The following is a 20,996-nucleotide window of genomic DNA, read 5'->3' as shown; positions in this document are numbered from 1 at the left end:
TCAAGCCGTTTCAAGCGCATCTTCAAGAACGGATAGAACCGCATCGCGCGGTACGTCCGCGGTGACAAAAGCCTGCCCGATGCCCCGGGCTAGAATAAACCGCAACTGCCCGTCCACGACTTTTTTGTCCTGCGACATCAGGTCTACCAAAGGCTCGGCACCGGGCAGTTCACCCGGAATATCGGCCAGATCGGTCTTCATCCCCATCTCCCGCAAATGTGCCCTCACCCGGCTTGGATCCTCCTGTGAACACAGGCCCAGACGCGACGACAGCTCGAAAGCCAGCGCGCACCCGATGGCGACCCCTTCCCCGTGAAGCAGCCTGTCAGAATAGCCGGTCGCGGCCTCTAACGCATGGCAGAAGGTGTGGCCAAGATTTAGCAGCGCACGGTCGCCTTGTTCCGTTTCATCCCGGGCCACAATGTCCGCTTTCATCTGAACTGAACGGGTCACCGCGCGGACACGAGCTGCCATATCGCCCGACGAAACGGCGGATCCGTTGATTTCAAGCCATTCGAAGAAGTCTAAATCACCCAACAGGCCATATTTCACAACTTCTCCGTACCCGGACAGGAAATCCCGTTGCGACATTGTACCCAGCACCGACGTATCAGCCAGCACCAGTGAAGGCTGATGGAATGCCCCGATCAGGTTTTTGCCCTGCGGCGCATTGATCCCCGTTTTCCCGCCGACGGAACTGTCCACCTGCGCCAGCAGCGAGGTGGGGATCTGCACAAAGCGGACGCCCCGTCGCAACACAGCGGCAGCAAAGCCCACAAGATCGCCGATCACACCGCCGCCCAAGGCCACAACCACATCCCGACGCTCAACTTTTTCGGCCAGCAGCCATTCGACCGTGCGTTCAAAATGCGGCCAGCTTTTGGTGGCCTCCCCAGCAGGCAAGGTCAGTGCAGACATCTCGATACCCGCAGCGTTCAACCCGTCGCGCAACGCATCCAGATGCAGCGCTGCCACGTTTTCGTCCGTGACAACCGCAACTTTGGGCCGGTGCAGCAATGGCGCGATACGCGCGCCAGACTGAGCCAAGAGGTCAGGCCCGATCTCAACATCATACGAACGCTCGCCCAGCTCTACATTTACAGTCTGATGCATTTACTTCTGTTCCAAAACATCGGGGCGCGTCATCAAAGCGCTGACAACCCGATCAACCATTTTGTCGATTGAGACCTCGCCATCCGACGTCACCGTCAGATCGGCCTCGGCATAAACCGGTACGCGCGCCTCATACAAGGCTTTCAAGGTCGCATGCGGGTTCTTGGTGCGCAGCAGTGGCCGCGTGTCTTTATGACGAACCCGGTTCCACAACACATTCAAATCCGCCCGCAACCAGACAGATGCCCCCCGCCGCGTGATCATTTCACGGTTTTCCTGGGACAGAAAGGCACCGCCCCCTGTCGACAGGATGCCCTTTCTTTCGTCCAGCAGGCGACCGATGACCTGACTTTCCTTGGTGCGAAAGAACGGCTCTCCGTCTCGGTCGAAGATTTCTGGAATTGTCATGTTGGCGGCCGATTCGATCTCGGCATCGCTGTCGAGGAACGGAACCGCCAGCTTAGCAGCCAGAGCGCGGCCAACGGCCGTCTTCCCAGCACCCATCATCCCAACAAGAACCACAGTTTTGTGCAGATGAAATCGCTGCCCTGTGTCCGCCGAGTGAGTGTTATGCTTTATTTCGCTCATTCCACCGTGAATGACGTGATCTTAGAAAGAATGCCAGTTATAACTTGGCCAAAATCAAAAATTGAGGCAGCGTGACGTCATGAGGCGTGTGATCAAGTTCCTGATATATCTAATTTGCCTGGGGTTCATCGGGCTGGTGGCCTATGCCTATGTGGGTCCGTTCTTTGGTGCGGATTTTTCGGCCCCACAAAGTGAAATCCGAGAGCCGGTCGTCCTGGATGTCGACTAAGCAAACGCTTCTGGCTTTGGTTCTGGCAGGTTCTGCGCAGGCGCAAGAGCCGCTGTCGGTCATCGAATGGCTGACCGAACCACCAGAAAACTTGCCCGGCACTGTTTTGCTTGAGCCACCCGTGGCGCAGAACGGGGTTCAACCGGACGTCGTGGTCACACCACTTGAGGCATTGTCCCAGCCTTTGGGGCTTGTCTCCTCGTCCGTTACGGGCCTGCCGGTCGATCTGTGGCAAGGCAGCGACCCCCAGCGCTTGGCCGATCTGATTTTGCGCGTCCCCGTAAAATATAACCCATCTATGCAGCGTCTGTTGTTCACACTGCTGCTGTCCGAGGCGCGGGCACCTGCTGGACCCGACGCAGAGGAAATACTGCTATTGGCCCGCTTGGACAGGCTGATGCAGCTTGGTGCGGCTGATCCTGCGCAATCATTGGTTCAACTGGCTGGCCCAACGAACACGCAAATGCGGTTTCAGCGCTGGTTTGACGCGACACTATTGACCGGAGATGAAGACCGCAGCTGCACGGCCTTGATTGCGCAACCGCACCTGTCGCAGAACTATGCAGCGCAAGTGTTTTGCAAGGCACGAAGGGGTGATTGGGCATCGGCGGCTTTGACGCTTGAGGCAGCCCATGCATTGGATATCCTGCCGCCCGAAGAGCTGGCGGTTCTTGATCGGTTCCTAAGCCCTGAATTGTTTGAAGGTGCAGCCTATCTGCCGCAACCGGACGACCCGGATCCGCTAAGCTTCCGGCTGTTCGAAGCGATTGGCGAGCGTTTGCCATCGGCGCCGCTGCCTCGGGCGTTTGCCAACGCGGACCTGCGCGATGTCGCCGGGTGGAAAGCTCAGATCGAAGCCGCCGAACGTCTGACCCGAATTGGGGCTTTGACGCCCAATCAGCTGCTCGGCCTATATACCGAGCGTGATCCGGCGGCGTCAGGTGCGGTCTGGGATCGGGTCGCCGCGATTCAACGCTTTGAAAGCGCGCTGGAAACCGGAAACGCCGAAGCAATCGGCAAAACGCTTCCCCTAGTCTGGAAACAGATGCGCAGCGTTGGGCTCGAAGTTCCTTTTGCCGAGCTTTTTGCCGAACGTCTGGCAAATGTCGCTTTGCCCGTGCCCGCAACAGAGAACTTGCGTTGGCGCATTCTGATGTTGTCCGAACGCTATGAAGAGGCTGCCTTGGCAGCATCTGATCGTTCAACTGATACCCAGTTTCTGGTTGCTCTGGCTCAGGGCGATCCTGGACGTGCTGCTTCGCCATCTCCGCTTGCCGATGCGGTGTCACAGGGATTCGAATGGGCCGCGCCTGTTCCGTCTGACATTGATGCCTTATTAGCCAACGGTCAGCTGGGTGAGGCTATATTGGAATCGATGCATCTGTTTGCCCATGGCGCGCGCGGTAACTTGGTGGATCTGACCGCCGCGATTGCCGCCTTTCGACGTGTAGGTCTGGAAGACACAGCCCGGCGCGCGGCGCTTAGCCTACTGATCCTGCAAGATCGCTGATGATGGGCGCACCAGCTTCACAGGATCTGTGGATTTCCACCTTTCTTCAGGCTCAGGCTGCTGAATTGGGTGCCGCAACGAATACACTGCTGGCCTATGGCCGAGACCTGAAAGACTTTGCAGCTTGGCTAGACCACCGGAAAGTCGGGTTTGATCAAACGGACCGCGACCAGATCGAGGCTTATCTGATCGATTGTGACGCGCAGGGTCTGTCACGATCCACTCGCGCCCGGCGGTTGTCAGCTATCAAACAGCTGTTTCGCTTTGCCTTTGAGGAAGGCTGGCGCGAGGCGAACCCCGCCATCCAGATAAAGGGGCCCGGACGACAGAAACGCCTGCCTAAAACACTGGATGTGCCCGAAGTCGATCGCCTGCTTGACGCCGCCAGACAAACCGGGCGCAGCAAGGCGGACCGGGTACGCAACAGCTGCCTGATGGAATTGCTCTATGCCACCGGCATGCGCGTGACCGAGTTGGTGTCGCTACCCGTCTCGTCTGCGCGCGGTGACCCCCGGATGCTTTTGGTTCTGGGCAAAGGGGGGAAAGAACGCATGGTTCCCCTGTCGCCACCTGCCCGCGATGCACTTGCGGCATGGCTGGGCGTGCGCGATCAGGCAGAAGATCAGACCGTGGCGGAGGGTGGTCAGCGATCTCGATTCCTGTTTCCGTCACGTGGCAAATCCGGGCACCTGACACGGCATCGGTTTTTCCTGCTGGTCAAAGAACTGGCGGTTCAAGGCGGTGTTTCGCCAGAAAAAGTTACCCCTCACACCCTGCGACACGCCTTTGCGACACACCTGTTGGCCAACGGCGCGGATTTGCGGTCGATCCAAACGCTTCTTGGCCATGCCGACGTTGCCACGACCGAGATTTACACCCATGTTCTGGACGAACGTCTGACCGAACTGGTGTTGCAGCATCACCCGCTGACGAAAGACCCAGACGTTGAAAAGGGCTAACCCCTTGATCGGACGGGGCAGCATCCCCATAACGAATGCAGCAACACGAACAAACAAGGACCGATGGAACCTGATTCTTCCCTGATCGACAGCGCCTTCTGGGTAACCTCAGGCGCTATTGTGCTTTTGCTTTTCCTGTCGGGCTTTTTCTCGGGATCTGAAACCGCATTGACGGCGTCCTCACGTGGGAAGCTGCGTGCGCAGGCCGACAAAGGCTCGCGCGGCGCGCAAAAGGCGCTTGCTCTTACCGACGACAACGAACGCCTGATCGGGTCGGTTCTGCTGGGCAACAACTTGGTTAACATTCTGGCGGCGTCGTTGGCCACTGCCCTGTTCACCCGGCTTTTTGGTGAAAGCGGGGTGGCGCTGGCAACGCTGGTCATGACCTTGCTGGTTTTGATCTTCGCCGAAGTTCTGCCGAAAACCTATGCCATCACGAACTCGGAAAAAGCGGCATCGGCTGTGGCACCTATTATCAGTGTCGTTGTGACCGTCTTCTCACCCATTGTGGCGGCGGTGCGTCTTCTGGTGCGCGGCGTATTGCGTCTGTTTGGCGTGCAGATTGATCCGGACAGCAACATCCTTGCCGTACGCGAAGAAATCGCAGGCGCCCTGCAGTTGGGCCATTCCGAAGGTGTGGTGGAAAAAGAAGATCGGGACCGTATTTTGGGTGCGCTGGATCTGGGTGACCGGACGGTTGAAGAGATCATGTTGCACCGCTCGAACATTGAGATGATTGACGTGGATGCCGCACCCGAGGCGATCCTGAGGCAATGCCTGGAAAGCTCGCATACGCGCCTGCCCGTGTTCCGAGACGAGCCCGAGAACATCGTGGGTGTCGTCCATGCGAAAGATCTGTTTCGCGCTATGTATGCGCAAGCCGGGGGCACCGACGGAGATCCCAGTCGGCTTAAGTCATTCGACATCTCCAAAGTGGCGAATAATCCCTATTTCGTTCCCGAAACAACTACGCTGGACGATCAGATGCGGGAATTCCTGCGCATGCACAGCCATTTTGCGTTGGTCGTCGATGAGTACGGTTCGCTTCGCGGTCTGATCACTCTGGAAGATATCCTCGAAGAGATTGTTGGCGAAATCGCCGACGAATTTGACATCGATGAAGACGTGCCGGTGACACGGACAGATGATGGCCAATTCCTTGTTGAAGGTGCCATGACGATCCGCGACGTCAACCGGGCACTGGATTGGTCGCTGCCGGATGAAGAAGCCAATACACTGGCTGGTCTGGTCATACACGAGGCGCAGATGATCCCGGTCGTGGGTCAGGTCTTCTCATTCCATGGCTTCCGGTTCGAAGTGACCGCGCGCGAAGGAAATCGCTTGACCGGCCTCAAGATCCGCCCTTTGTGAGTTTCCCGCAATCAATCAGGATCGGCACTTAGTTTAGTGTCGGCCCTGGTTTGGAGTGACATCCCTAAACGACAGGTTTTGTCGTATTTGATATTGCGCCCGTGGCCTCTCCGATCAGACTGGTAAAAAAGAAAGCGGAGATTTCCATGAAGCTCGAAACCCGTGTGGCGGTCATAGGCGGCGGTGTCGTTGGCTGTTCTGTCCTCTATCACCTGACCAAACTGGGTTGGTCCGACGTGATGCTGTTGGAACGGTCCGAGTTGACCTCAGGCTCAACCTGGCATGCGGCGGGTGGGTTTCACACTCTGAACGGCGACACCAACATGGCGGCCCTGCAGGGCTATACGATCCGGCTGTATAAGGAACTGGAAGAGATCACCGGCATGTCTTGCGGCCTTCACCATGTCGGTGGTGTGACGTTGGCAGACAATCAGGACCGGTTCGACATGCTTCTGGCGGAACGGGCAAAGCACAGGTTCATGGGACTTGAGACGGAAATCGTCGGCCCGGATGAGATCAAGAAGATTGCCCCAATCACCAATACCAACGGGATCATCGGCGCGCTTTATGATCCGCTGGACGGCCATCTTGACCCCTCTGGCACGACCCACGCCTATGCCAAGGCCGCGCGTATGGGCGGGGCCACGATTGAAACCCATTGTATGGTGCGAGAAACCAACCAGCGTTCTGATGGGACGTGGGATGTTGTCACCGACAAGGGCACGATCCATGCCGAACACATCGTCAATGCTGGCGGGTTGTGGGCGCGCGAGGTCGGTGCGATGGCCGGAGTCTACTTCCCGCTGCACCCGATGGAGCATCAATATCTGGTTACGGACTCGATCCCTCAAATCGAAGCTATCATCGACGCCGGAGGTGAGCACCCGCATGTGATGGATCCTGCAGGCGAGAGCTATTTGCGTCAGGAAGGACGTGGGTTGTGCATCGGGTTTTACGAACAACCCTGCAAGCCGTGGGCGGTCGATGGCACACCTTGGGACTTCGGCCATGAACTCCTGCCCGATGACTATGACAAGATCACCGACAGCATCGAATTTGCCTACAAACGCTTTCCGGTGCTGGCCGAGGCGGGTGTCAAATCAGTGATCCACGGGCCGTTCACCTTTGCCCCTGACGGCAACCCTCTGGTCGGCCCAGTTCCGGGACTGCGGAACTATTGGTCGGCCTGCGGAGTCATGGCCGGGTTCAGTCAGGGCGGTGGCGTTGGACTGACTTTGGCGCAATGGATGATCGAGGGTGAGCCCGAGCGTGATGTCTTTGCCATGGATGTGGCCCGTTTCGGTGGCTGGATCAGCCCGGGCTACACGCGACCCAAGGTGATCGAGAATTACCAGAAACGGTTCAGCGTCTCCTATCCGAACGAAGAACTGCCCGCCGCCCGCCCAAACCGCACAACCCCAATGTACGATATCTTCAGTGACATGGGCGCAGTCTGGGGACAGCAATACGGACTGGAAGTACCAAACTACTTTGCCCAAGACGATGAACCCGGGTACGAAACCCCATCCTTCCGTCGATCCGATGCGTTCAAGGCAACAGGCCGCGAAGTGCGTGCGGTCCGCACAGGCGTTGGGATCAACGAGGTCCACAATTTCGGCAAATACCGCATCACCGGATCTGGCTCGCGGGCTTGGCTGGATCGGGTCATGGCCGGACGCATCCCGCAACCGGGCCGCCTGTCCCTGACACCAATGCTGTCGCCCAAGGGCAGGTTGATTGGCGATTTCACTATCTCTTGTCTGGATGAGGTCACATTCCAAGTGACTGCCTCTTACGGCAGTCAGGCCTTTCACATGCGCTGGCTTCAGCAGCACCAAGAGGACGGCGTCACGATCGAAAACATTAGCGATCGGTTGAACGGCTTCCAGATTGCCGGGCCAAAAGCCACTCAGGTTTTGGCAAGCTGCACGCGTGACGACGTTTCAGACCTAAACTTCCTGGATGTGCGCCCGATGACCATCGGCATGACCGACTGCATCGTGCAAAGGGTTAGCTACACCGGTGATCTGGGCTATGAAATCTACTGTGATCCGCTGGCTCAGCGGCAGCTGTGGTGGACGTTGTGGCAGGCTGGCGAGCCTCATGGCATGGTGCCGTTTGGTATGCGCGCGATGATGTCCCTGCGTTTGGATAAGTTCTTTGGGTCATGGATGCGAGAGTTCTCGCCCGATTACACGGCCGCAGAAACCGGATTGGACCGGTTCATCTCATTCTCCAAGAACACAGACTTCATCGGTCGCGCGGCGGCAGAGGCAGAGAAATCGACAGGGGCTGCACGCAAGTTGGTGGCGTTTGAAGTGGACGCAGATGATGCCGATGTAAATGCGTATGAGCCGATCTGGCTGGACGGAACAGTTGTCGGGTTCTGCACATCGGGCGGGTATTCCCATTTTGCGCAAAAATCGGTCGCGCTGGGCTTTTTACCGACGGATCGCGCCGCCGATGGGTTGGAGGTCGAGATCGAAGTCCTGGGCGAGATGCGAAAGGCACACGTCATCTCGACCCCGTTGTTCGACCCGGATGGCAGCCACATGAGGGGATGACTTGTTGATCGGCCAAAGGCATGGTGACGGGATGGACAAGATTCCCGTCATATTGCTGGCCGCAGGACAATCCCGCCGCATGGGCGGTGCCGACAAGCTGATCAAAGAGGTTGATGGCATCCCGTTGGTGCGACGATCGACCGAGATCGCTATGACCGCCGGGCCCGTCATTGTCGCCCTGCCCCCGCGCCCCCATCGTCGGTATGATGCGTTAGCAGATCTTGATGTACTGCGCGTTCCGATCCCCGAGGCTACGGAAGGCATGAACGCCAGCTTGCGTGGGGCATTGACGCATGTGGCCCCCGATGCTCCGGCTGCGATGGTCATGTTGGCGGATCTGCCTGAATTGAGCTCTGCGGATTTGGGCGCAGTGCTAAGTGCGCGTACTGAGCACCCAGATCATCTGATCTGGCGCGGTGCGACTGACAGCGGTAAACCCGGCCATCCCGTCCTGTTCGACCGCAGCTTGTTCAGCCAACTCTCCGAATTGACAGGCGACGATGGCGCACAATCGGTCGTGCGAGCAAACAAAGACAAAGTCCACTTGGAAAGCTTACCCAGGCAGCACGCGCTGCGGGATTTGGACACTCGGGAAGATTGGGACGATTGGCACGCAAACCGGACCCTTTAAATGAGCGCGGCCCGGTCATTTAAGACCGGGCCGGCTACCCAAATTAGGACTACCACTTTTCACCAATCAAATAAGCGCGACCAACTTGCCTTTGAAGACACATTGGTATGGAGCCGCAAAACCTAAACAAGACCCCCTCGTTAACATGCTGCTAGCGCTTCTAAATGATCGAGCTAGCCATCGGCACCCCCTAGCGCCTCAGGCCCTCCATAATTGGGCAAGTTCATATTTGCCGATCCGATGCCTCGAAACAACGTAAAATTGGAAGAAACGGTTAATTTTGGCCGAATGCAGTTGGCTTTTGCGCAACATCTCGCTTGACGTGAATCAACCATAGATTGTTGCTATATCTCTCGGCCCGGAGCAAATGCGAATAAGCACTAACGTAATGCCAATTATGCTAACTCTTATGGTTATTAAGCGGAAATTTCGACGGGCTTCGAACAACGCCCACAACTTTAAGTCGACGACCCCTGATCGGACAAAAGCGACGTTTCGACTGTAACCGAAACATAACCAATTCAACTTGTTTGAAAGTTTGACAGCCGTTTCGGCAACAATCCTCTGATTCGTGAAGCCGTAAACAGACGAATTATCCGAATCCTCTGCGATCTCCGCCGGAAGTAGACACCGCCTTTATGGCAAAATTAAGTTTTCTTAATTGACCGGTCAGGAACCGCAAAGGTTAGCCCTCCATGTCTTGTTTCAACGCGCGGCCGATATCGTGCGCTTCAAACAGGAGACCAAAATGAGCACCCGCAAATCCTCGCTTCTTTTACCGCATACATCCAACTGGATGGGCATCAGCGCCCTCGGCGCCGCATTGCTTGCAACGACGGCTCTGCCCTCGCTGGCGGACGAAGCCTTGGCCGATCTGGTCGAGACTGTATCGCCGTCTGTCGTGACGATCATCGCCGCACAAGACGCTATAACACCAACGCAGGGTCAGGACTTTGATTTCGAAGGTCATCCTTTCGGAGAGTTTTTTAAACGCTTCGGCGGGCCCGAAGGGTTCAACACGCCCGATCGCGGACCGTCGCAGGGGTTGGGATCGGGCTTTGTACTGGATGAGGAAGGTTACATCGTCACCAATCATCATGTTGTCGACAATGCCTCCACCGTCACAGTACGACTGAGCGACGACCGTGAGTTTGAAGCCGAAGTCGTCGGGACAGACCCGCTGACCGATCTTGCCGTACTTAAGATTGATGCGGGCGAAACCCTTCAGGCCGTGGATCTGGGCGACAGCGATGTCATTCGCGTCGGTGAAGATGTTGTGGCAATTGGCAACCCGTTTGGGCTGAGTTCGACCGTCACAACAGGCATTGTTTCGGCCAAAGGCCGCAGCATCTCGCAAGGGCCTTATGCCGAGTTCATCCAAACAGACGCGGCCATCAACAAAGGCAACTCGGGCGGCCCCCTATTCAACATGGAAGGTGAAGTGGTTGGCGTGAATTCGGCCATTTATTCACCCAGCGGCGGCTCCGTCGGTCTTGGTTTTGCTGTCACGTCGAACATCGTCGAACATATCTCAGCCGATCTGCGCGATGATGGTGAGATCAGCCGTGGCTGGCTGGGCGTGTCGATCCAAAATGTCAGCCCAGAACTTGCTGCCGCACTTGGTATTGAGGCGTCAAGCGGTGCCCTGGTTTCCGATGTTGTCTCTGGCAGCCCGGCGGATGGTGTATTGCAGCAAGGTGACGTGATTTTGTCCTTCAATGACGATGCCGTCGATTCAAGCCGCGATCTGCCCATTCTGGTTGGAACCACCAAAGTCGGCACCAACAGCGTTCTAACCGTCCTGCGCGACGGCAAACAGGAACAGGTGGAGCTGACGATCGGCCAACACCAAACTGCCGAGGCAGACGTGGACAGCACTGTTGACACCACTGTGTCGGGCACAGCGTTAGGTGTATCCGTTGCACCACTGACCGAAGCAGCACGGGCTGAGATGGGCGTTGGCGATACCGTGGATGGTGTGGTTGTCACCGACCTGGAGCCTGATAGCCCGGCGGCCAAAGCCGGTCTGCAACGTGGCGACGTGATCGTAAAACTCGGGTCTCAGGACACCGCGACACCGGACGCGTTGAAGGCTGCGTTAGACAGCGAAAAGACCGACCCGGCGCTGGTACTGATCAATCGTGGCGGCAGCCAAATCTTTGTCGCCGTCGAAATCGCCTGACCCGAGAGCCGCGCGCGCCACATGATGGGGAAATCTGGCGCGCGCCTCACCCCGGCGGATTTGATTTGTCCGCGATCCGTCGGGCTTGCCGGGTGTGCACAGGGCGCACCCGGCAAGACCAAACCATGTGCTTTGTTCAAAAATTGTGTTTAAATCCTGATAGAAAGGATCCCCGATCATGAGCCGTCGCCTGCTAATTGTCGAAGACGATGAAGATACCCGTGAGTTCATCGCCAAAGGGTTTGGCGAAGAAGGGTATGTGGTTGAAGCTGCCGCTGATGGCCGCGAAGGATTGTACCACGCTACGGATGGTGGCTTTGATGCCGTCGTTCTGGACCGAATGTTGCCGGGCCTGGATGGGCTGTCCCTGATCAAGTCCATGCGTGCCGCTGGCCTGAAGACGCCAGTTCTGATGCTGACCGCCATGAGCGCTGTAGACGAACGGGTCAAAGGACTGCGGTCGGGCGCGGATGACTATCTTGTCAAACCCTTCTCCTTTCAGGAACTGCACGCCAGGATCGAAGCTTTGTTGCGGCGCCCGCAAGAGTCTGAGGAGACGCCTACCCTGACCTGTAAAGACCTTGAGATGGACCTGCTGACCCGCAAGGTCGCCCGTGACGGGCATGAAATCACTCTGACCCCGCGCGAGTTTCAGATTCTGGAGTTTTTCCTGCGCCGCAAAAACCGTGTGGTGTCACGCACCATGCTTCTGGAGGGGGTTTGGGATTATCATTTTGACCCGAACACCAATGTCGTCGACGTTCATATCTCCAAGCTTAGGCGTCAGCTTGACGAAGGCGGAGACGTACCACTGATTGAAACCGTCCGCGGAGCGGGTTACATGATGTCGGATGGATAACCTTAGGCTTTCCCTTAACAATTCGCGGACGCGCCTTGTTGCCGCCAGTATGATCCTCAGCACCATTCTGACGGCAACGGTATTGGCTTTGGTCTATGTCACGGCCAATCGCAGCATTGAATCCGAAACACGCTCGGTCGTGTCCGCAGAGCTCACGGGGTTGGCGGATGAATACGAAAGACGCGGGTTGATCGGGCTGATTTCAGCCATCGAGCGGCGCTTGCCGAGTGCGTCCGAACGGGACGCTTTGTATCTTTTGACGGATCGAAACGGCGTCAAACTTGTCGGAAACCTGAAATACTGGCCGGCTGACATCACAGCTGGCAGCGGCTGGGTTGATCTGGAATTGCGCCGCGCTGACAACGACCAACTGGTACCCGTCTCGGCAGCCTCCATTCGGTTGCCCGGTCGCGAGCGTTTGCTTGTCGGGCGGGACGCCGTCGCGCGCCAGCAATTCGACCGGGTTTTGTTGCGTTCAGTTGTTTTGGCCCTGGGAATTGCGCTGGTTCTGAGTGTTCTGACGGGCTGGCTTTTTACCCGTCTGGTGTTTTCGCGGCTGTCGGACATCGCCAATACGGCAGACAATATCGTTTCTGGCGATCTATCCCGACGCATGCCCCTGCGCGGAACCGGGGATGAATTCGATCAGGTCGCCGGGACGCTGAACAACATGCTCGACCGGATCGAAGAGTTGGTCAGCAACCTGCGTACAACCTCCAACTCGATTGCCCATGATCTTCGGTCCCCTTTGTCACGCCTGCGGCAAAGGGTCGAAGCCTTGGCGGACCCAAGCAAAAGCGATCAGGAACGAGAGATCGATATCGCTCGCGCAACCGGTGAAATTGACCATGTTCTGAGGGTGTTGGGACAGCTGACCGAGATTTCACGCGCCGAAGCTGGTCTGGGGCGCGAACAGTTCGAAGAGGTGGATCTGCAGCAACTTGTTGGTGACGTAGTCGAGCTTTATGAGCCCGTCGCAGCAGATCAGGGCATTCGACTTGAAATCACTGGTCAGGCCGCCCCTATTCAGGGACACCGCCCCCTATTGTCACAGGCTTTGTCCAACCTGCTTGAAAACGCTATGCGCTATGCCCCGGAAGATACGGTCGTCACGATCTCGATTGCCGAGGATGGCGGATTCACCCGTCTGAGCGTGCGCGACCGGGGACCCGGCGTTCCGTCAGAAGATCTGCCCCGGTTGCAATTGCCTTTTGTCACGCTTGATCCGGCGCGCACCGAACGCAACGCAGGTTTGGGGCTGGCGCTGGTGGCAGCCATTTCGCACATGCATGGCGGCGCGTTCGTGGCACGCAACTGCGATCCCGGTCTTGAGACAACGCTCAACCTGGCGCATCGGCCTTAGGTCGGCACGCCATTGATTGCCATCACCTTGTTTTTATAGCGCTTATCTTCTGTCACATCCGCACCGAACCAAGCTGGTGGGATGTATGACAACGCCTCGGCTTCGGTGGCAAACTCAACTTCCACCAACCGCAAAGGTGCCAGATCGCCGGAAAACACATCCAGCTCAAAAACACGCCCGTCGGGCAAGCTTCCGGTATAGCGCTCTTTTTCGACCCGTCGCCCTTCCGTTTCAGGCCAGAATGTCTCGAATTGCTCCGCAGAGATTTCAGCCTCGCGTTCAACCCGCACCAGGCTGCCCCTGCCTTTGAGCGTCAGGAAATAGCTGTCGTTCTTCTGGCGCAATCGCAGCTCGGTGGAATCGTCTGGTACCGTCAAATACCCCTGACGCACCACTGCTTTTTGCGTACCGCTCAGGTCTGGCAGCTCGGCGACAAGAAACTTGCGTTCGATTTCCATACTCATTTGGATGACACCACTCCGTTTTCCAACTCGTCATACAACGCTTGATACGCATCACTGGCCGGGCTGCGCCCGGCATAGATACTGACCGGTGCGCGATGCTGCCCCATTTTTTCGATGTCTGCCGCGAAAGGTACAGAGGTCTGCAGGAACCGCTTACGATACGCCATGCGCATATTCTGCATTGTGTCTTGGTGCAGGGTCTTGCGCAGTTGCACCATGGAAAAGAACGCGCGCAGCTTTTTCTTTCTCAGTTTGTGTTCGTCGAAAAAGCGTATCAGTTGATCGAACGTCCGCTCGGACAATGTTGTTGGGATGACCGGTACAATGATCTCATCTGCCGCCTTGAAGATGTTCTCGGACAGGGTCGAAAAGTTCGGAGGGCAGTCCAATATAATCACGTCATAGTCGCTGCAAGCCGAAGTCAGGGCCTTTTTCAGGCGCGAGCGTTTGTTTCGCATTCGAGACAAGAAGACATCGAAGTCGCGAAAGGTCAGGTTGGCGGGCAACACATCCAACCCTTCGAAATCGCTGGCCCGAATGGCATTCGTGAACCGTTTGACGTCTTCGAAAAAACGGGCTTCGGTCAGCTTTTTCGAGGGTTTGACCCGAAAATAGAAGCTTGAGGCACCTTGCGGATCAAGATCGCACAGCAAGACCTGTTTGCCCGCCTGCGCATAGGCATGGGCCAAGTTCACCGAAGTCGCGGTTTTACCGACACCCCCTTTGTTGCTGTAACAGGCAATGATCTTCATTCCTTACCCCTTTGTCTGATGAAACAAGCTGCGAAACAGATGTCGAATGTCCGGTCCATCGAATAGCTGAAAGCTCGACATAACCCGATCCCGCTCGGCCCGTTGGCGTTGGTCCAACACCGCGATAAGGCCGCCCGCAGCCAGTCCGATCTGCGCATCAACGCGACCTTGTGTGGTGCTTTGCCGTGAAACAAAGCTCAGCAACGCCTCTTGTTGCACCGAGAAATCGTTAAACAAGCCAAGGTTATCCTGTAGCTTTTTCAAAGGCTTGATGATGGCTTTAAAGTCATTGGCGTCAAACAACGGCGCAAAGAACTCCATCAGGTATCGCAATTTTTTGCAATCGATCCGCAGATCATGCACCAGTTCATCTGGTGTGTCCTTGCTGATGCTGCGCGCCAGTTTGCAAACCTTGCGATTGCGCTTCCAGATCAAGGTGCAGGCATATCCATAGGCTCCGCGCTGTGCATTCTGGCCCGGTTCCAACTGATTGGCGCCATCAAATGTTGCGCTTAAGTCCTTCATCGTCCTGTCGTATGCGGCGCTTCGCAACCGGCGCTTCAGCCGAGAAAACTCTTGCGCGCGTTCTTCATGAAATTCATCAAACATCGCCTGCAATCCTGCATGAAGGTTAGGCGGGATCAATTTGAAATACATGTCTTTTTCTAAAAGATAGACATCGAGATCGCGCATACGTCCCGTCGGTGCCATGAGCTCCGAAAAGAGCTGCTTTAGTTCAACGGTCTGACTTTCCGACAACACCCCTTTGAACAGGCTGATGACCGAGCGAATTTTACGCAAAGAAATGCGGTAATCATGCAGGAACTCTGTATCGGTATCAGCGATCACGCCGTCTTCGTTTTGTCGTGCGACTGCCAAGTATGTGCGGATGATATCGGCCGCGACCTCAATTGAGGGTTCGTTTTTGCCAAGATGAATTTCGGGCTTGGCCTGATATGGGCGCATTTCGGGAAAAAGCCCCTGGTACACCGCTTCAAAACGTTCGTCTTGTGCCGCTTTCTCAGCCAGCGCTGCATGGGTCTTGGCAAACACCCGTTCATAACCGCGCAATTTCTCGATCCCGACAACGGTCACTCGCCCCACATCCGTCGACATCGACCATACAGAACCGCGTACTTGTGTCTTTTGCAGATCATCCAGAATGGCCAGAGATCTGGTTTGGATTTCACCCTGACCGACCGCGATCAAAGCCCTCAGAACAGGAAACCCCTTCAATGCGTTGCGTACAGGACCAGCTGGCAAATCCCGGGCAAACTGGTCTTTGCCTTGGCAGCGTTGGATGAACGACTGCCCATCGCTTTGCAAAAGCTGCAACATCCCATCGGTCTGGATCAACAGCCGACCCTTGGCCCTTAGCGACTGGTCGTGGCAGTCTAACAAAGTGAACGACCTTGGTGCAGACGTGGGTTCGATTTTGACCGAAAGACCTTCCTGCATCTGTTCAAATGTAGTGTCATCAAACAAGAGTGGCAGTACGAAAAACCCTGCATTTTTCATCGTCATGAATTGCCTCTCCGAGGTCTGCCTTTATGCGCGATGACCTCCATGAAAGCATGAGAACTCAGTTCAATCTGCCTATCAACAATAATCTGGGTTGAACCGATCAATACGCGGGTGACAGCTAAAGGCTGCGGGGCTAAGACAAGGAAATGACTGACCCCGTCTCAACCATTCGAAACCTTGGTCCGGCTTTTGAACAGGCCTGCGCAGAAGCTGGAATTCATTCAGCAGACGAGTTACGAGAGCTGGGCGCGGATGAGGCCTATGGCCGATTGCTGCAATCTGGCACCAAGCCGCATTTCATTGGGTATTATGTTCTGGTTATGGGATTGCAGGGTCGCCCCTGGAACGATTGCAAGGGCGAAGAGAAGAAAGCCCTGCGTCAAAGGTTTGACGCGATCAAAGCCAGTGCGCGTCCCGCACCTGAAAACCAGATGATCTCAGAACTGGATGCGATCGGCGTGCGCGTTGCGGCCAAAGATCTCAAGATGGATTGATCGGCCACATAAAAGGGCCGCGTCCAACAACGGATACGGCCCTCAAATTCGCTAAGAATGACGGATTAGCCGACCAGTTCGATGCCGGAGAAGAAGTAAGCGATCTCGACAGCGGCAGTTTCCGGAGCGTCCGATCCGTGAACCGAGTTCTCGCCAACAGATTCAGCAAATTCTGCACGAATAGTACCAGGCGCTGCGTCGGCAGGGTTGGTTGCGCCCATGACTTCGCGATTCTTGGCTATGGCGCCTTCGCCTTCCAGAACCTGAACAATGACCGGCTCGGACGACATGAATTCGCACAGCTCGTCATAAAACGGACGCTCGGCATGCACGTCATAGAACTTGCCGGCTTGGGCTTTGGTCATATGGATACGCTTTTGCGCGACGACGCGCAGGCCTGCGTCTTCGAACTTGGCGTTGATCTTGCCGGTCAGGTTGCGGCGGGTTGCATCGGGTTTGATGATCGAGAATGTGCGTTCCAGTGCCATGTCGGCCTCTCCTTACGTGATAGCGCGGGGTTCGCGCCCAAATCCATCGCGCGCCGCGTAACATGGTATTGGCTTCGTGAAAAGTGGAATGATAGGCCGCTTAGATGATTGGCGGTCAGATTGTATCCGGCAGCGGATCGTGAAGGTCGACCCAGCGCACATAAAGCACCGCCAACAGACCAAAGAAGCTGCTGGCGCACATCATTCCCAACACCAGAAACGGCCCGTTTTCTGCGCTGACCAGTGCACCTGTCAGGGTCGTCAGCACGGCCCCCAACGCCACGATCATTGCGCCAGACAGACCTGCTGCACTGCCCGCAAGCTTGGGTCGGACAGACATCAACCCGGCCGAGGCGTTGGCGTTCGTCAGACCATTGCCGAAACCGACAAAGATGGCCGAGCCGAAGAAAACCCAGACCGATCCCAAATCGGACAGGAAAAGGAGCAGTCCGCAGAACGGCCCAACAGACGCAACCACTCGGCCGATCAAGATCATCGTTGTCAGCCGCGTGTTGGCGGCAATGCGCCCGGTGATAAAGTTGCCGACCATGAAGCCTCCGGTGATGATCCCGATCCCCAATCCCAGCATCGCCGGGCTAAGGTCGAACCATGCCGCCGCCACCAATGGCGCACCCGTGATAAAGCTGAAAAATCCGCCGATCGAAAACGCCGCACATAAGGCGTAACCCCAGAACCTGCGCGCCCGGAACAGATGCGGATATTCGCGGAGTTGCGCTACAAAGGTCGAAGATCGATCCGTATTGGTTTCTCCCATATCCGCCCAAAGCAGCACCAGCATCCCTGCCCCCAGTGTCGAATACAGAACAAACCCGGCGCGCCACCCAAACAGCGAATCCAATGCCCCGCCCAGCATCGGCCCAAGCATTGGTGCCAGCGCCATGGCCATGGCCACATAGCCCAGCTTGCTGGCAGCCTCGTTTGGCGGATACATGTCGCGGATTGAGGCGCTGGACAGCACAGGCCCGGCAACCACTGCCGCCTGCAGCAAGCGAAACCCCAGGAACACCCAGATCGACTCGGCCATTACACATCCGACGGACGCGCACGCAAAGATCGCCATGCAGATCAACAACACGGGCCGCCGCCCATATCGGTCTGACAAGGGCCCCATGATCAGTTGCAGTGCCGCGGACACCGCCAGATATCCTGCGACTGACAGGTTCACCAAGGCATAGTCGACCTGAAAATCCTCTCCCATCCGTGCCAAGGACGGCAGGAACATGTTTAGCGACAGCACGGACAGGGCTGTTGCAAAGACCAGCGTGATCAAGGATGGGGGTGATTGAGCCGGACGCATGATAAAACCGTTGTAAAATGCCAACCGACACAGCGCTAACACATCCCCTGCGCCTTGAACATGGCAGGCTCTGGCGGTGCCATCAACGCTCTGCTAAGAGCGGCGCATGTTACGGATCGAAAACATCACTTATGCCGTCGAAGGCCGCCCCCTGATTGATGGGGCTAACGCAACTATTCCCGATGGCCATAAGGTTGGGCTTGTGGGGCGGAATGGCACCGGAAAAACCACACTGTTTCGCCTGATCAGAGGTGAATTGGCGCTGGAATCAGGCAATATCTCACTGCCTCGTCGCGCGCGAATTGGTGGCGTGGCGCAAGAGGTGCCCTCATCCGACGTTTCACTGATCAACACGGTTCTGGCCGCGGATACCGAGCGCAGCGCCCTAATGGCAGAAGCGGACAGCGCGACCGATCCCGACCGCATCGCCGAAATCCAAACCCGTCTGGTCGATATCGACGCCTGGTCGGCTGAGGCGCGCGCAGCATCGATCCTCAAAGGTCTTGGTTTCGATGACCAAGACCAACTGAAACCCTGCTCGGATTTTTCGGGCGGCTGGCGGATGCGTGTTGCATTAGCGGCGGTACTTTTCTCGCAACCCGATCTGTTGCTGCTGGACGAACCGACCAACTATCTGGATCTGGAAGGCGCCCTGTGGCTGGAAAGCTATTTGGCGAAATATCCCCATACGGTGATCATCATCAGCCACGACCGCGGCTTGCTGAACCGTGCCGTCGGGTCGATCCTGCATCTGGAAGACCGCAAGCTGACCTACTACGCGGTACCCTATGATAAATTCGCCGAACGCCGCGCCGAACGACTGGCGCAGGCGGAATCCGAGAATGTAAAATCCAAGGCGCGTATCGCCCATTTGCAAAGCTTTGTGGATCGATTTCGGTACAAAGCTTCCAAAGCGGTGCAGGCCCAATCGCGGCTGAAGATGATCGAACGCATTCAACTGGTCGCGACCCCGCAAGAGGCTGCCTTGCGGGCGTTTTCCTTCCCCGAGCCTGAGGAGTTGTCTCCGCCGATCATCCAATTGGAGGGCGGTGTAACGGGGTATGGCGACACCGAGGTGCTGCGCCAATTGAACCTGCGTATCGATCAGGATGACCGCATCGCGCTGTTGGGCAAAAACGGGCAAGGCAAATCGACCCTGTCGAAACTGCTGTCGGATCGCCTGCCCCTGATGGCGGGCAAGATGACCCGCAGCAATAAACTGCGTATCGGCTATTTCGCGCAGCATCAGGTGGATGAGCTGCATGTGGACGAAACACCGCTAGACCACCTGCGCCGCCTGCGACCGGACGAAGCGCCCGGTAGGTGGCGGTCGCGTCTGGCCGGGTTTGGCCTTGGGGCCGATCAGGCCGTGACCAAAGTTGGCCGCCTGTCGGGTGGCCAAAAGGCACGTTTGTCGCTGCTGATCGCGACGATCGACGCTCCGCATATGTTGATCCTTGACGAACCAACCAACCACCTGGACATCGAAAGCCGCGAAGCGCTGGTCGAAGCCCTGACTGCCTATTCTGGCGCAGTTATCCTGGTCAGCCACGACATGCATTTGCTTGGATTGGTCGCCGATCATCTGTGGCTGGTGTCAGATGGCACAGTGAAGTCGTTTGAGGGTGATCTTGAAGCCTATCGCGCGCTGCTGCTGGGCCGTGACAAACCTGTCAAAGACAAGCCGCTGACGACCAAACCCAAGCGGTCCTCGCGTGATACCGTGCTGGCATTGCGCGCAGATTTGCGGAAATGCGAAGACCGGATCGAGAAGCTGACCAACATGCATGATAAATTGTCGGCCAAGCTGGCAGAGCCGACGCTTTATGAAGATGATCGTGTCAACGATCTGGAAGTATGGAATCGGAAGTTTGCCGAAGTGGTTGAAGCCATGAAAAAGGCCGAGGCATTGTGGGTGAAGGCCGCAGAACGTTTGGAACGGGCCGAGGCGGCAGCATGATCGACGCGGCATTTCTGATTACGTCATTCACCACACTCGTGGTGGTGATCGACCCTCCGGCGCAGACGCCGATCTTTGTGGCGTTGACGCAGGGCATGGACAAGAGCATGCGGCGCGCAATCGCTGTCCGGGCGTGCCTGACTGCAGCGGGCATTCTGGCCATGTTCGCTGCCTTCGGCGAGGCTGTGTTGGGCTTTGTCGGCATCTCGATGGAAGCGTTTCGCGTGGCAGGTGGTGTTCTGCTGTTCCTCACGGCATTGGACATGTTGTTTGAACGTCGCACCAAACGTCGCGAAAACAGCGCCGAAGAAGAAGAGCACCCCGACCCATCGGTATTTCCGCTTGGCATCCCATTGATTGCCGGGCCCGGGGCAATTGCGACGATGATCCTTCTTGCCGGCCAGCAACCGGGCATCGAAGGGCTGGCCGTGGTCATCGGCATGATGCTCATCGTGGTCGCGATGGTGTTTGTGACCTATCTTACCTCGGGCGCAGTCGCACGGCTGTTGGGCAAAACCGGTCTGAACGTCCTGACGCGTCTGCTTGGAATGCTGCTGGCCGCCCTTTCGGTTCAGTTCATCCTGGATGGTCTCAAGGCCTTTGGCTTTGCGTCCTGAGGCCCCATAT

General features: G+C 56.8%; 19 protein-coding genes. 12 read left to right on the top strand and 7 right to left on the bottom strand.

Features of this window, described 5'->3' with window-relative positions; genetic code table 11:
- Entirely contained in the window at positions 1-1,113 is a 1,113-nt protein-coding gene (gene aroB, locus D9K61_RS21445; protein ID WP_120635236.1) for a 3-dehydroquinate synthase, read from the bottom strand.
- On the bottom strand, positions 1,114-1,701 hold the full coding sequence (locus tag D9K61_RS21440; protein WP_120635235.1) for a shikimate kinase: 588 nt from the start codon (positions 1,699-1,701) through the stop codon (positions 1,114-1,116).
- Between the two features lie 79 nt (positions 1,702-1,780).
- Between D9K61_RS21440 and D9K61_RS27060 the strand changes: the two genes are divergently transcribed.
- The 9 genes from D9K61_RS27060 (at position 1,781) to D9K61_RS21400 (ending at position 13,369) form a co-directional block, all read left to right on the top strand.
- Positions 1,781-1,930 carry a hypothetical protein gene (locus D9K61_RS27060; protein ID WP_162946988.1) on the top strand — a complete coding sequence of 50 codons (150 nt, stop codon included), beginning with the start codon at positions 1,781-1,783 and terminating at the stop codon, positions 1,928-1,930.
- A complete protein-coding gene (locus D9K61_RS21435; RefSeq protein ID WP_120635234.1) occupies positions 1,920-3,440 on the top strand; it encodes a hypothetical protein in 1,521 nt (506 codons plus the stop codon). The genes D9K61_RS27060 and D9K61_RS21435 overlap by 11 nt, the downstream gene beginning before the upstream one ends.
- A 2-nt stretch (positions 3,441-3,442) precedes the next feature.
- Positions 3,443-4,399 carry a site-specific tyrosine recombinase XerD gene (locus tag D9K61_RS21430; protein ID WP_120635647.1) on the top strand — a complete coding sequence of 319 codons (957 nt, stop codon included), beginning with the start codon at positions 3,443-3,445 and terminating at the stop codon, positions 4,397-4,399.
- A 63-nt stretch (positions 4,400-4,462) separates the two neighbouring features.
- Positions 4,463-5,770 (top strand): HlyC/CorC family transporter, encoded by a 1,308-nt coding sequence (locus tag D9K61_RS21425; RefSeq protein WP_120635233.1) that lies wholly within the window; start codon positions 4,463-4,465, stop codon positions 5,768-5,770.
- A 146-nt stretch (positions 5,771-5,916) separates the two neighbouring features.
- On the top strand, positions 5,917-8,334 hold the full coding sequence (locus D9K61_RS21420) for an FAD-dependent oxidoreductase (RefSeq protein WP_120635646.1): 2,418 nt from the start codon (positions 5,917-5,919) through the stop codon (positions 8,332-8,334).
- A gap of 31 nt (positions 8,335-8,365) precedes the next feature.
- A complete protein-coding gene (locus D9K61_RS21415; protein WP_120635232.1) occupies positions 8,366-8,965 on the top strand; it encodes an NTP transferase domain-containing protein in 600 nt (199 codons plus the stop codon).
- A 748-nt stretch (positions 8,966-9,713) separates the two neighbouring features.
- Positions 9,714-11,147, top strand: a complete 1,434-nt coding sequence (locus D9K61_RS21410) for a Do family serine endopeptidase (protein ID WP_120635645.1) — start codon at positions 9,714-9,716, stop codon at positions 11,145-11,147.
- Positions 11,148-11,325: 178 nt separating this feature from the next.
- Positions 11,326-12,006 (top strand): response regulator transcription factor, encoded by a 681-nt coding sequence (locus tag D9K61_RS21405; RefSeq protein WP_120635231.1) that lies wholly within the window; start codon positions 11,326-11,328, stop codon positions 12,004-12,006.
- Positions 11,999-13,369 carry an ATP-binding protein gene (locus D9K61_RS21400; RefSeq protein ID WP_120635230.1) on the top strand — a complete coding sequence of 457 codons (1,371 nt, stop codon included), beginning with the start codon at positions 11,999-12,001 and terminating at the stop codon, positions 13,367-13,369. Before D9K61_RS21405 ends, D9K61_RS21400 begins: the two co-directional genes overlap by 8 nt.
- On the opposite strand, the gene D9K61_RS21395 is transcribed toward D9K61_RS21400, so the two are convergent.
- The 3 genes from D9K61_RS21395 to D9K61_RS21385 are packed head-to-tail and all read right to left on the bottom strand — an operon-like array spanning position 13,366 to position 16,109.
- On the bottom strand, positions 13,366-13,833 hold the full coding sequence (locus D9K61_RS21395) for a CYTH domain-containing protein (RefSeq protein ID WP_120635229.1): 468 nt from the start codon (positions 13,831-13,833) through the stop codon (positions 13,366-13,368). The genes D9K61_RS21400 and D9K61_RS21395 overlap by 4 nt on opposite strands.
- Positions 13,830-14,585, bottom strand: a complete 756-nt coding sequence (locus D9K61_RS21390) for a ParA family protein (protein WP_120635228.1) — start codon at positions 14,583-14,585, stop codon at positions 13,830-13,832. Before D9K61_RS21390 ends, D9K61_RS21395 begins: the two co-directional genes overlap by 4 nt.
- Positions 14,586-14,588: 3 nt before the next feature.
- Complete coding sequence (locus D9K61_RS21385) at positions 14,589-16,109, bottom strand: CHAD domain-containing protein (protein WP_120635227.1); 1,521 nt, start codon at positions 16,107-16,109, stop codon at positions 14,589-14,591.
- A gap of 146 nt (positions 16,110-16,255) precedes the next feature.
- Here D9K61_RS21385 and D9K61_RS21380 point away from each other — a divergent pair, with 146 nt between their 5' ends.
- Positions 16,256-16,603: a TfoX/Sxy family protein gene (locus tag D9K61_RS21380; protein ID WP_120635226.1), complete on the top strand. Its 348-nt coding sequence runs from the start codon at positions 16,256-16,258 to the stop codon at positions 16,601-16,603.
- Between the two features lie 65 nt (positions 16,604-16,668).
- On the opposite strand, the gene ndk is transcribed toward D9K61_RS21380, so the two are convergent.
- Positions 16,669-17,091 carry a nucleoside-diphosphate kinase gene (gene ndk, locus D9K61_RS21375; RefSeq protein WP_120635225.1) on the bottom strand — a complete coding sequence of 141 codons (423 nt, stop codon included), beginning with the start codon at positions 17,089-17,091 and terminating at the stop codon, positions 16,669-16,671.
- Positions 17,092-17,206: 115 nt separating this feature from the next.
- Entirely contained in the window at positions 17,207-18,409 is a 1,203-nt protein-coding gene (locus D9K61_RS21370; protein WP_174235122.1) for a multidrug effflux MFS transporter, read from the bottom strand.
- 106 nt (positions 18,410-18,515) lie between these two features.
- Between D9K61_RS21370 and D9K61_RS21365 the strand changes: the two genes are divergently transcribed.
- Positions 18,516-20,369, top strand: coding sequence for an ABC-F family ATP-binding cassette domain-containing protein (locus tag D9K61_RS21365; protein WP_120635224.1), 1,854 nt, complete (start codon positions 18,516-18,518; stop codon positions 20,367-20,369).
- Positions 20,366-20,986, top strand: a complete 621-nt coding sequence (locus tag D9K61_RS21360; RefSeq protein ID WP_120635223.1) for a MarC family protein — start codon at positions 20,366-20,368, stop codon at positions 20,984-20,986. Before D9K61_RS21365 ends, D9K61_RS21360 begins: the two co-directional genes overlap by 4 nt.
- The last annotated feature ends 10 nt before the right edge of the window (positions 20,987-20,996 follow it).

Source organism: Ruegeria sp. EL01 (assembly GCF_900313035.1).
Classification (GTDB): Bacteria; Pseudomonadota; Alphaproteobacteria; order Rhodobacterales; family Rhodobacteraceae; genus Ruegeria.
The sequence above is the reverse complement of the archived record's forward strand: the minus strand, read 5'-3'. Positions and strand labels throughout refer to the sequence as shown.